The 11,682-nt window shown below is 60.5% G+C and carries 12 protein-coding genes; 4 read left to right on the top strand and 8 right to left on the bottom strand.

Annotation, left to right across the window (positions count from 1 at the left end; all coding sequences use genetic code 11):
* Window positions 1-7: 7 nt before the first annotated feature.
* From sufC to DES49_RS06100, 3 genes are all read right to left on the bottom strand, one after another.
* Entirely contained in the window at window positions 8-769 is a 762-nt protein-coding gene (gene sufC, locus DES49_RS06110) for a Fe-S cluster assembly ATPase SufC (protein ID WP_133735703.1), read from the bottom strand.
* 196 nt (window positions 770-965) lie between these two features.
* Entirely contained in the window at window positions 966-2,477 is a 1,512-nt protein-coding gene (gene sufB, locus DES49_RS06105; RefSeq protein WP_133735490.1) for a Fe-S cluster assembly protein SufB, read from the bottom strand.
* Between the two features lie 116 nt (window positions 2,478-2,593).
* A complete protein-coding gene (locus DES49_RS06100) occupies window positions 2,594-3,049 on the bottom strand; it encodes a hypothetical protein (protein ID WP_133735489.1) in 456 nt (151 codons plus the stop codon).
* Between the two features lie 309 nt (window positions 3,050-3,358).
* Between DES49_RS06100 and DES49_RS06095 the strand changes: the two genes are divergently transcribed.
* Complete coding sequence (locus DES49_RS06095) at window positions 3,359-3,706, top strand: hypothetical protein (protein ID WP_133735488.1); 348 nt, start codon at window positions 3,359-3,361, stop codon at window positions 3,704-3,706.
* A gap of 113 nt (window positions 3,707-3,819) precedes the next feature.
* Window positions 3,820-4,158, top strand: coding sequence for a tRNA-binding protein (locus tag DES49_RS06090; protein ID WP_133735487.1), 339 nt, complete (start codon window positions 3,820-3,822; stop codon window positions 4,156-4,158).
* Between the two features lie 8 nt (window positions 4,159-4,166).
* Here DES49_RS06090 and DES49_RS06085 read toward each other — a convergent pair whose 3' ends face one another.
* Both DES49_RS06085 and DES49_RS06080 read right to left on the bottom strand, forming a co-directional pair.
* Window positions 4,167-5,333, bottom strand: a complete 1,167-nt coding sequence (locus DES49_RS06085; protein ID WP_243864912.1) for an MFS transporter — start codon at window positions 5,331-5,333, stop codon at window positions 4,167-4,169.
* Between the two features lie 82 nt (window positions 5,334-5,415).
* Complete coding sequence (locus tag DES49_RS06080; RefSeq protein ID WP_243864929.1) at window positions 5,416-5,961, bottom strand: outer membrane beta-barrel protein; 546 nt, start codon at window positions 5,959-5,961, stop codon at window positions 5,416-5,418.
* A gap of 237 nt (window positions 5,962-6,198) precedes the next feature.
* Here DES49_RS06080 and DES49_RS06075 point away from each other — a divergent pair, with 237 nt between their 5' ends.
* Window positions 6,199-7,233: a hypothetical protein gene (locus DES49_RS06075; protein WP_133735485.1), complete on the top strand. Its 1,035-nt coding sequence runs from the start codon at window positions 6,199-6,201 to the stop codon at window positions 7,231-7,233.
* Between the two features lie 45 nt (window positions 7,234-7,278).
* Here DES49_RS06075 and DES49_RS06070 read toward each other — a convergent pair whose 3' ends face one another.
* Entirely contained in the window at window positions 7,279-8,040 is a 762-nt protein-coding gene (locus DES49_RS06070) for a hypothetical protein (protein WP_133735484.1), read from the bottom strand.
* 201 nt (window positions 8,041-8,241) lie between these two features.
* Here DES49_RS06070 and DES49_RS06065 point away from each other — a divergent pair, with 201 nt between their 5' ends.
* The gene (locus DES49_RS06065; RefSeq protein WP_133735483.1) at window positions 8,242-8,850 is read left to right on the top strand and encodes a hypothetical protein; all 609 of its coding nucleotides are present in this window, start codon (window positions 8,242-8,244) and stop codon (window positions 8,848-8,850) included.
* Here the strand turns inward: DES49_RS06065 and DES49_RS06060 are convergent, their stop codons facing one another.
* Window positions 8,851-10,368, bottom strand: coding sequence for a SpoVR family protein (locus DES49_RS06060; protein WP_133735482.1), 1,518 nt, complete (start codon window positions 10,366-10,368; stop codon window positions 8,851-8,853).
* A 10-nt stretch (window positions 10,369-10,378) separates the two neighbouring features.
* Entirely contained in the window at window positions 10,379-11,674 is a 1,296-nt protein-coding gene (locus DES49_RS06055; protein WP_133735481.1) for a YeaH/YhbH family protein, read from the bottom strand.
* Window positions 11,675-11,682 lie beyond the last annotated feature (8 nt).

Here is an 11,682-nt window from a genome sequence, read left to right as displayed (position 1 = left end):
TCCTCCTTCAGCCGGTGGCTTCGGCATCGTCGATGCCGAGCCCGGTGTAGCCGTGTTCTTCGAGTTCCAGCGCGAGCTCCTTGCCGCCGGTCTTGATGATTTTGCCGCCGGCGAGGACGTGGACGACGTCCGGGACGATGTGTTCGAGCAGGCGCTGGTAGTGGGTGACCACGATGAAGGAGCGGTCGTCGGAGCGCATGCTGTTGACGCCATTGGCGATGACCTTGAGGGCGTCGATGTCGAGGCCGGAGTCGGTTTCATCGAGGATGCCGAGGCGGGGTTCGAGCATCAGCATCTGCAGGATTTCGTTGCGCTTTTTCTCGCCGCCGGAGAAGCCTTCGTTGACGCCGCGCTTGAGGAAGTCGGGGCTCATGTCGACCTGCTTGGCTTTCTCTTTCGCCAGCTTCATGAAGGAGACGGAGTCCAGTTCGTCCTGGCCGTTTGCCTTGCGCCGGGTGTTCAGTGCTGTGCGCAGGAACTGGAGGTTGCTGACGCCGGGGATTTCGACCGGGTATTGGAAGGCGAGGAAGAGGCCGGCCAGGGCGCGTTCTTCCACTTCCAGGTCGAGCAGGTTCTGGCCGTCGAAGAGGACTTCGCCTTCGGTGACTTCGAAGGCTTCGTGGCCGGCGAGGACCTGTGCCAGTGTGCTTTTGCCGGAGCCGTTGGGGCCCATGACGGCGTGGACTTCGCCGGGTTTTATTTCGAGGTCGATGCCCTTGAGTATGGGGGTGCCTTCGACGGTGGCATGGAGGTTTTTGATCGTCAGCATTTGGGTGCTCTCTTCAAGTTCAATAATCTTAAGCTGTTCGGATTCGGTGCCTTCGGCGGGTGGGGTACTGCTCCCCGGGAATCGCTGTAAATACGTCCCTGTACGCTGCGCCTCCGCCATCCATGGCTCCGGAGCTTCCCGGGGAGCAGTACCCCACCCGCCTTGTTCGAATTTTGTGCGGGCCGCCGGTAGGCTTTTAGCCTACTGAGCCTTCCAGGCTCACTTCCAGCAGTTTGCCGGCTTCCACCGCGAATTCCATGGGGAGTTCTTTGAAGACTTCTTTGCAGAAGCCGTTCACGATCATGGAGACGGCCTGTTCCGGGTCGATGCCGCGTTGGCGGCAGAACATCATCTGTTCGTCGCTCACCTTGGAGGTTGTTGCCTCGTGTTCGACGGTGGCGTTCTGGTTCTTGCTTTCGATGTAGGGGAAGGTGTGCGCGCCGCACTTGTCCCCGATCAGCAGTGAGTCACATTGGGTGAAGTTCCGTGCGCCCTTGGCGGTGGGCTGGAATTTCACCAGGCCGCGGTAGCTCTGGTCGCTTTTGCCGGCGGAGATGCCCTTGGCGATGATGGTGCTTCGGGTGTTTTTCCCGATGTGGATCATCTTGGTGCCGGTGTCGGCCTGCTGGTAGTTGTTGGTCAGGGCTACCGAGTAGAATTCGCCGACGCTGTTGTCGCCCTTGAGCACGCAGCTGGGGTATTTCCAGGTGACGGCGGAGCCGGTTTCGACCTGGGTCCAGGAGATCTTGGAGTTTTTGCCCTGGGCCATGCCGCGCTTGGTGACGAAGTTGTAGATGCCGCCCTTGCCGTTCTCGTCGCCGGGGTACCAGTTCTGGACGGTGCTGTACTTGATCTCGGCGTCGTCCAGGGCGATCAGTTCGACCACGGCGGCGTGGAGCTGGTTTTCGTCGCGCTGGGGCGCGGTGCAGCCTTCGAGGTAGCTTACCGAGGCGCCTTCGTCGGCGATGATCAGGGTGCGCTCGAACTGGCCGGTGTTTTCGGCGTTGATGCGGAAGTAGGTGGACAGCTCCATGGGGCATTTGACGCCCTTGGGGACGTACACGAAGGAGCCGTCACTGAAGACCGCGGAGTTCAGCGAGGCGAAATAGTTGTCGCCACGGGGCACGACGGTGCCCAGGTACTTCTTCACCAGTTCCGGATGCTCCTGGAGGGCTTCCGAGATGGAGCAGAAGATGACGCCGGCTTCGGCGAGCTTTTCCTTGAAGGTGGTGACCACGGATACCGAGTCGAAGACCGCGTCCACGGCGACGTTGCTGTAGGCGCCACCGCCGCCGCTGCCGGCTTCAGCCTCGGCCGGTGTGCCGGCGCCGGCCACGCCCGCGAGCGCTTTCTGTTCGTGCAGCGGGATGCCGAGCTTTTCATAGGTGCGCAGCAGTTCCGGGTCCACTTCGTCCAGGCTCTGGGGCTTGTCGGTGTCTTTCTTGGGCGCCGAATAGTAGGAAATTGAGTGCAGATCGATTGGGTCAAAGCTGACCTTCTGCCAGTTCGGCTCGGTCATTTCCTGGAACTTGCGATAGGCTTCGAGACGCCATTCGACCATCCATTCCGGCTCTCCCTTGATCGCGGAGAGTCGGCGGATGACGCTTTCATCGAGACCCGGCTCAAACGTATCCGCCTCGATGTCGGTCACAAAACCGGCCTCGTATTCGTGCCTTACAAAGTCTTCAGGCTTGTTGGATTCCGCCATGGGAGTGACTCCGTCTGAGTTGGGTCTGTAATGGTTCAAATTGTACAATACCTGAGTGTTTTTGTCAGGTATTGATGGTTTTGCCGCCTATTATACCTGATCCGGCATGGGCTCGCTTAATCGCGCTGATAGAGGGGCTCTAGGTCGGTGGAGTAGCTCACGCCCACGAGTACCCATTCATCCGCTGGCCGGTAGAAGCTGAACTGCCAGTGCAGGGCGGCGGATTCGAACTTCTGCAGGTAGCTCTGGCGGTGGAAGTGGTCATCGATTGATTCCTGGCGGACAAGTTCGCCACCCAGCGGCTTGCCCACGCGCTCTCGGACCTGGCCAAAAAACTGCCGAGCCTTCTCCGCGTCTTCCATAAAGGGGTCGGTATCCACGCCCAGCACGCCTTTCATATTCCTGTAGGCGGCCAATACATGACCCTCTTCGAGCCGTTCCATGAAGCTGGCGGTCTTGTCTCGAATGGCCTCTTTGTCCGCGAGGCCGTCGGGCTCATCATTCGCCTGGGTGCTGATGCTGAACAGGAGGGGGAATAGCACCAGGGGGAGCAGAATGGGCAGCAAGCGCATTGGGAAATTCTCCGAAGTCGGTTCAGGTACCGGGATTCTGTCGTATATCAGGGGCAGGCGCAAAGCGGGCAGCCGCTTACCGATTGTTTATTATTGTCCGCCCTGGAACTGAAAGCGCTGCTCGCAGGAATCCTGTGAGCACGCATATACCGGCGACGCATAGTTCATGTTGATTAAAGGCTGTAATGATCTAACCGTATGTATTAAAAGGAATTAAGCAGTTAACTGGTGGTAAGTTGATGGGGCGGTGGTCAATTGCCAGATTTGTTCCCGGGTTGAACAAAGCAATAGACCAGAGGAGGAAAACCCATGACACTGAAACAGCAGTTCCTTGCACTTGCATCCGCCACTCTGATCGCCGGGGCGCCTATGGCATTCGCCCAGGATGGTGGGGCATCCGGTAGTGCGGAAGGTCAGGGCCAACAGGAGGGGCAGGGTCAGCAGGAAAGCTGGGGCTCCGGCCAGGAAGGTGGTTCCGGTCAGGGGGCTGGCCAGAGTGGTAGCGGTCAGACTGGCAGTGGCTCGTACGGGGCCGAGGGCAGCGGGGACGCGGGAGCCTCCGGTAGCGCCGGCAGCGCAGGCGCGGCCGGCAGTGAAAAGGACAGGGATAAAGACGGCGATGATGACAAAGAGGGCGATGGTGGAAGCGAGTGGTAAATCCGCGCCCAGCCTTTCGGGTGGCAGCTCCGGCTGCCACCTGTTCCCTTCAGACTTTCCCCCCGAATGTGCATAATTGGCCTTCCAATCATCGACGTTGACGGAAGAGTAGCGTGGAAACCATTAGTTGGGACGATTTTGCGCGCGTGGAAATCCGTGCGGGCACCATTGTCAGTGTCGAGGACTTCCCCGAAGCGCGACGCCCTGCCTACAGGCTTCAGGTGGACTTTGGTCCGGAGCTTGGGGTGCTTAAATCCAGCGCCCAGATCACGGATCTTTATGAGCGCGAAGCGCTGGAAGGGCGCCAGGTGCTGGCGGTGGTGAATTTCCCGCCCAAGCAGATCGGCCCGATGCGGTCCGAGTGCCTGGTGACAGGGTTGCACAATGAAGACAGCGCCGTGGCGCTGGCGGTGCCCGATAAGCCGGTGCCCAATGGCGCAAAACTGGCCTGATCCGGGCTTCAGTCGGGAAGCTTGAGCCGCAGGGCAATGGGTACGGTGATGGCCGCGAAAGCGAGAATCAGCCATACGGCGGCCAGGCTGTTGCCGGTGACGTCGGCCAGCGCGCCCCCCAGCAGGGGCACGAAGAAGGCCAGGGTATAGCCGATGGTGAAGTTGCCCGCGGACAGCCGGCCAGCGTGGCCGCTGTCCGCCAACTGTGGCGGCAGGGCGACGATCAGTATCAGCAGTACACCGGCGAAGAAGCTCATGGTGACGGCAAAGGCCACACCGGGCCAGCCCTCGAGAAGCAGGAAGCCGAGCATGGCGGCCACACTGATGCCCGCGCTTGCGATGACGGGGCTGCGGCGGGCGACCCAGCGATGGGCCATGACCAGCATCAGCAGAGAGGCTCCTACTTGGGCCAGGTTGAAGAAGAACAGGGTGGTATCCAGCCGTTCAATTTCCCCTCGTTGTTCCAGGACGCTGGCCATATAGGCATTGGTGCCGAAGAACAGGGAGGCGGTTCCGCCGAGCAGGAAACCCAGCTTCCACATCAGCGGATCGCGCAGTTCCGGGAGCCATTGGGTGCTTGTGCTTTTCTCTCCGTAATCGCGGCGCGGAAGCGTCAGTGCCAGGGCGACGAGCAGTGCCGGGAGCGACCAGACGGCCAGCGTGGCCCGCCAGCTGTCACCGGTCAGGGGCATGATGACCGGGAGGGTCAGGCCGGCACCCGTGAACTCGCCCATGAGCATGCCGTTCATGTAGCAGGCGGTTCCCAGGGCGATTCGTGTTGGTGTCAGCCAGCGGGGCAGAAGTGCTGGCAGTGACGGCTGCATGACCGCAATGCCGAGCCCCATCAGGCCGCTGAAGACCAGTAGTGTTGTGGGCGTGTGGGCAAGTCCCCGCGCAGCGGAACCAAGTGCGACCACGACGAGTGCAAGGATGAGCGCATTACGCGCCCCGAGGCGCATGATAAGCAGCGAGCCCATCAGCGCCCCGAGCGCCAGCATGAAGACCGGAAGGGTGGTGAGTGCCCCGATGTGCGTCTGGCTCAGCGCCAGTTCATCCGCAATGGCCGGAGACAGTGCCGGCGCCACCAGTATGGGCAGGCGCATGTAAAGCCCCGCGAACCACAGCAGGGCAAGGACGCCAAGATCCGGAAAGCGGTTTTTTACCCCTTGAGCCACAGACTGCCTCCTTTAATGCACCACGATGGGGCAGTCTCGTTCAGGGGCTGGGCGGATTGCTATGGGGAGAAACCGAGATGGATCAGAAATGGAACTCAACGGCGCCCGATATCTTCTGCATCTCACCAACATCAAATCCGAGGACTTCAATTTCCGGGATATAATCGTAGTCGGCGCGCAGAGAAATGGACTCAGTAACACCAAAGCGAATACCAGCGCCCACCTGAACATCACTTCCCTGGTCGTTGGTGTTTCCGACTTCCATATCCCAGAAAAAGGCTCCTGCTTTGGCAAAGACATCCAGGCGGTTGCCCATGGGCAGGTGGAACAGCGTAGTCAGGTCAATGCCCCTGGGCCTGACCGGGACGGTGCTGATGCCCATGTTATCGGTATGGGTATACCCGACCTCGAATCCGAAGGCGGGAAGCAGGCGTGCACCCGAGTAGATGCGGTAAAAGTTGGCGCTGTCATCGCATCCGGAGCCCGATCCGGCCCCGTCACAGAGCTCGGTCAGCTCGGCGGAACCACCGGAAATGCCCGTATAGGGGTATTCATAATTGTCGGCAGCCGCCACCTGGAAGGAACACAGTGCTGTCGCCATTGCCAGTCCGGGCAGGATTCGGTTCATTGTCACGCCTCGTGTCCGTGGAAATTCGTTGGGGAACCCACCCCCAATACCTGCCGGAATGTATAGTCTTTGCGGGTGAATCTGTCAATTGCGGGGGTGCTGTATGCTGCCTGCGTCGGTTTGCGGCCCCGCTGACGTTATTGCGGGGCACCGCGGCATGGACGGGACGGCGGCCCTGAGCTGTAAACTGGCCCGCAATACCCAAATACGCAAGCGAGTCCTCCGGGAGGAGACAGCATGACAAAGGATGAAGCACGCCAGCTGGCGGAAAGGCTGCTGGAGCAGCATGTTCAGCATGAGCTCGAGTATTTTTCACGGAGCCGGGTTCTCGAGGATCTGGGGCGGGACCTGGATCTTCTGCTGGAGGCGGCGGACGCGGTGACGCTTCGGCAACTGGTGGGGCCGGAGACGATCAAGGCCATTATTTCCCGGCACACGGCGGAGCGCGAAATTCCGGCCATTGTTCCTGAGATGGCGGCGGAGTTCACCAACTACCTGGTCAGTCAGCCCTTCCACCAGCAGGCAACGCCGGCGGATATTATCAGCCGTGACCGGATTGAGGGCTTTGTGGATGAGCTGCTGTTGTTGAAAGAGCAGCGCGAGGAATTGATTGACCGGCTTCTGGAGCAGCCTGTCTACAAGGACCTGGTGGCAAAGCTCACCTTCGATGCCATTGTCCGGTATGTTTACGAGGAAAACCTGTTCAGCCGGCGGGTTCCCGGGGTGAGTTCAGCCCTGAAATTCAGCTCCCGCATGCTCAACAAGGCGGTTTCCGGACTGGATGAGGTCTGGGAGAAGAGCATCAAGAGCTATATTGCCCGCAACGTTGAGAAGTTCGTGAAGGAAAGCGCCGATTTCCTCAGTGAACACCTGACCGATGACGAGCTCAAGACCAGCATCATGGATGCCTGGGACAGCTTTTCCGGCAAGTCCCTGGACACGCTGCAGAGCGGGCTCGGCGAAGTCGAGTGGAGCGAGTTCGTGGTGATGGGGTACGACTTCTGGCTGTCGTTCCGCCAGACCGAGTATTTCCGTCACTGTTACGGGACGGTTGTGGACCGGTTGTTTGAGCAGTATGGCGATTACCGCCTGTCGACCCTGCTCCAGGAGTTCAATATTGACCGTGACACGGTTATGACGGAGCTGGAAGCGATATTACCGGATGCGCTTGAAGCACTCCATGCGAGTGGGGTTGTTGAGGCCATGCTGAGACGTCGCCTGGAGCGGTTCTATACCAGTGATGCGGCGCTGGAGTTGCTCAGGAAAGGGTAGTCGGGCAAGGGCGGCGCTGGAGCGCCGCCCTGATGCAGGCTGGTTTCAGAACGCCGCGTTGAGGCGAACGAAGCCGGGTATACCGAAAGCGGTGGCACCGGCATCCGCGTAAACCATGAAATCCATGGAAATACGGTCATTGAAGGCCCAGCGGGTCCCGGCTGTCAGCAGGTTGTCGTCCTGGACATCAGCACTGATTACGGTGTATTCGATCCCCGGCGAGAAACGCCCGAAGTCCGTATCCGGCAGCTGATAGTGGGCGCCAAAACCAAATTCGAACCGGGTGTCGCGGTCCGGTGTGGTGTCGTCCAGGACCAGTTGTGGATTGACGTTGAGCTTCAGCGCGTCGATATCCATGGTAAATGCCGCGCCGGCACCCAGGTTGAGGTAATCCATGCCCTGGCCCTGTCCCGCTGGATCAATATCGATGTAGGACAGACCCCCATAGACGTTCCAGTCGATGTTGTTGCCGTTCATGTTCAGCGGCTTCATGCCAAGCTTCAGGAACATGTCCGTATTGGTGCCGTTGGCGCCGCTCATGTTGCTCTGGTTGATGATGACTTCGGAGTTCGGTGTGCCGAGGCGGATGCCGCCGGCGCTCCCGCCAAGCTGGTTGACATTGCCCATGGCGCCAATACCCGTGGCCAGGTCGACCGACGCCGAGCCTTCTTCGGCAATGCTGCCACGCTCCAGTGTGAAGCCGCGGGTGGGCTCGTTGTAGTTCTGCTGCTGCGCCACGGCGTTGCCCGCGAACAGCGAGGCGGCTGCCGTGGTGATAACGGCTGATGCAAGGATGGACTTGTGCATGGAAATACTCCTTTATTGGGGGTTGGTTCCCTTAGTGCGCTGAATGGATGCGCCCATTAAATCGAGAACGAATGTTAATCCGGTTTTGTGGTTGCTGCAATTAACGCCCCGAAATAAACCACGCAGTGTGAGGCGGTCGCTTTACGGCCGTGATGGAACCCGTATGGTTATCGGAGTGGATTCCATGACTGAGGAGGTAATGTGAGCGCGATACAGACACTGATTGGCCGGCTGGTCGTTACGCCGGTGCTCGTTTTGTCCGCGTCGGCCGCCCTTGCCCAGGGGCCTTCCTACTCCCTTGCTGAGGCGGGGCTGGCGCTTTACCCAACCTTCGAGGGCGAACCGGCCATCGGCGCGGATATTCGCGCGAGCAAGGCGCTGAGCACGGACTATTTTGCGTTCGGCGGCTTAAAGGCCCTGGCCGGAGATGTGGAAGTGACCGCGCTGCATGCGGGGGCCGGTTACCGCCATCCGCTGGATCATCGCACGGATGCCTGGGCGGGTGTCACCGCGGAATACCAGGAGATTCAGGTGGAAAGCTGCGAAACGGATCCGTTGCAGAACCAGACAGTGTGCTCCGACGTCAGCACGGATGATGTCGCTCCGGGGCTGCGTGGCGGGATTCGCCGACAGGTGCACCGGGACTTCGAGATAGGCGCTTCGGCGCGGCTGATTACCGGGGATATGGATTATCTGGGTTTTACAGCCACCGGGCGCTATCGCTGGCAGCAGGACATCCATGTCCTGGTCGAGGCGGATTTCTACGACGGTAATTTCGGCCTGATTGGCGGCCTGTCGGTTCCCTTCTGATCAGGCGGCGGTGTTCCGGCTGTCGGAATCGGGCGGAACCCGATAGCGTTCCGCCACTTCGCCGTTGTCCATGCTCTCCAGTATCACGTCGAAGCCCCAGAGCCGGTGCACATGCTTGAGCACTTCCTGGGTTTCCTCGGCCATGGGGATGCCGTTGACCCGGGTGTGGCGCAGCAGCAGTGAGCGGTCGCCGCGGGTGTTCACGTTCCAGACCTGGATATTCGGGTCCCTGTAGCTCAGGTTGTACTGGCGCGCGAGCTTCTCGCGCACGCGCCGATAGCCGCGATTGTCGTGAATGGCCTTGATCTCGTAGGCGTCGTCGTCTTCCTCGTCGGCAATGGCGAAGAGCTTCAGGTCCCGCATCACCCTGGGCGAGAGGTACTGGAGGATGAAGCTCTCGTCCTTGAAGTTGCGCATGGCGAAATCCAGGGTCTGCTTCCAGTCACTGCCGGCGATGTCCGGGAACCACTCGCGATCCTCGTCGGTGGGGTTCTCGCACATGCGCTTGAGATCCGTGTAGATGGAAAAGCCGAGGGTGTAGGGGTTGAGCCCGGAGTAGTAGGGGCTGTCGAACGATGGCTGGTAGATCACGGCGGTGTGGTTCTGGTAGAACTCCAGCATGAAGCCGTCGTCCACCAGGCCTTCCTCGTACATCTGGTGAATGATGGTGTAGTGCCAGAAGCTGGCCCAGCCTTCGTTCATGACCTGGGTCTGGCGCTGCGGGTAGAAGTACTGGGCAATCTTGCGCACGATGCGCACGAGCTCGCGCTGCCAGGTCTCGAGCAGGGGCGCGTTCTTCTCGATGAAGTAGAGCAGGTTTTCCTGGGGTTCGGCCGGGAAACGCCGCTGCTGGCCTTCGCCGTCGTCGTCACCCCCCATCTCCGGGATGGTGCGCCAGAGGTCGTTGACCTGTTGCTGGCGGTATTCCTCGCGTTCCTTCTGGCGCCGGCGTTCTTCTTCCGCCGAGATGGGCGGCGGACGCTTGTAGCGGTCCACGCCCTGGTTCATCAGCGCATGGCAGGAATCCAGGATGGCTTCCACCTCGTCCACGCCGTAGCGCTCTTCGCATTCGGCCACGTAGTTCCGGGCGAACATCAGGTAGTCGACAATAGAGCTGGCATCGGTCCAGGTGCGAAAGAGGTAGTTGTTCTTGAAGAAGGAATTGTGGCCGTAGCTGGCGTGGGCGATGACCAGCGCCTGCATCATCATGGTGTTTTCCTCCATGAGGTAGGCGATGCAGGGGTTGGAGTTGATGACAATTTCGTAAGCCAGCCCCATCTGGCCCCGCCGGTAACCCTTCTGGGTCTGCACGAACTGCTTGCCGAAGGACCAGTGGTGGTAGCCCACGGGCATGCCCACGGAGCTGTAGGCGTCCATCATCTGTTCGGCGCTGATCACCTCGATCTGGTTGGGGTAGGTGTCCAGGCCGAAGTCGGCCGCAATCCGGGCAATCTCCCGGTCGTATTCATCGATCAGATCAAAGGACCAGTCCGAGCCGCTGGAGATGGGTTTCGTCATGGCGGCCTCCTCAGGTCGTCTTCTGCTCGAACAGCTCACGGAAGATCGGGTAGATCTCGCTGGCATCCGTGAGCTGCTGCATGGCAAAAATTTCGGGAAATTCCTCCTGCACGCTCTCGTACTCGTACCAGAGCGCCTGGTGCTCATGCGGCGTGATCTCCACATAGGCGTAGTACTGCACCAGCGGCAGTATCTTCTCCTTGAGCAGCCGGCGGCAGATGGGGGAGTCGTCGTTCCAGTTGTCGCCGTCCGAGGCCTGGGCCGCGTAGATGTTCCAGTCCTCGGTGGGGTAGCGCTCCTCGATGATGCGGTGCATCAGCTTGAGGGCGCTGGAGACGATGGTGCCGCCGGTTTCGCGGGAGTAGAAGAATTCCTCCTCGTCCACTTCCTTGGCGGCGGTGTGGTGGCGGATGAACACCACCTCGATGCGCTTGTAGTTCTTCTGCAGGAAGAGATACAGCAGGATGAAGAAGCGTTTGGCGATGTCCTTGTGCACCTGGGTCATGGAGCCGGAGACGTCCATCAGGCAGAACATGACGGCGCTGGTGGAGGGCTTGGGCTCCTTGCGGTGCTGGCGGTAGCGCAGGTCGATCTCGTCGATCCAGGGGATGCGCTTGACCTGGCGCTTGAGCTCGTCCCGCTCTTCCCGGAGTGTCTCGAGCGGGCGCTCCTTGGAGAAGGCGGGGTCTTCCGCGTCCGGCTCGGCTTCCAGGGCCGCAATCTGCTGTTCCAGCTCCCTGATCCGGCGCTTGCGTTTGCCGGCCAGGCTGATGCGCCGGGCATAGGCCTTGCGCAGGGAGCGGACCACGTTGAGCTTGGCCGGGGTGCCGTCGGTGGTGAAGCCGGCATGCACGTACTGGAAGGAGTCGGTGTCCTTGAGTTTCTTGCGCACCAGAAAGGGCAGCGCCAGGTCGTCAAAGAGGAAGTCGAGGAATTCCTCCTGGGTGATCTGGAAGACGAACTCGTCCATCCCCTCGCCCTGGTCACTGGCCTGGCCCTGGCCGCTGCCGCCACCACCGCCGCCGGGCGGCTTCGGGAGACGGTCCCCGGCCACGAATTCCTTGTTGCCCGGGTGGACCATCTCGCGGTTGCCGCCAGCGCCGTGGTGGAAGACCGGCTCCTGGATGTCCTCGTTCGGAATACTGACCTGCTCACCCTGCTCCATGTCGGTAATGGAGCGGTTGTGAACGGCTTCGGACACCGCTTTCTTGATGTGCCTGCGGTAGCGCCGCAGGAACCGGTTGCGGTTCACGGCGCTTTTGTTCTTGCCGTTCAGGCGACGGTCAACAACGTGACTGATCCCCATTAAGACAC

The sequence above is a fragment of the Halospina denitrificans genome (assembly GCF_004364635.1).
GTDB classification, from domain to species: domain Bacteria; phylum Pseudomonadota; class Gammaproteobacteria; order Pseudomonadales; family Oleiphilaceae; genus Halospina; species Halospina denitrificans.
This window is presented reverse-complemented; position numbering and strand designations above follow the sequence as displayed.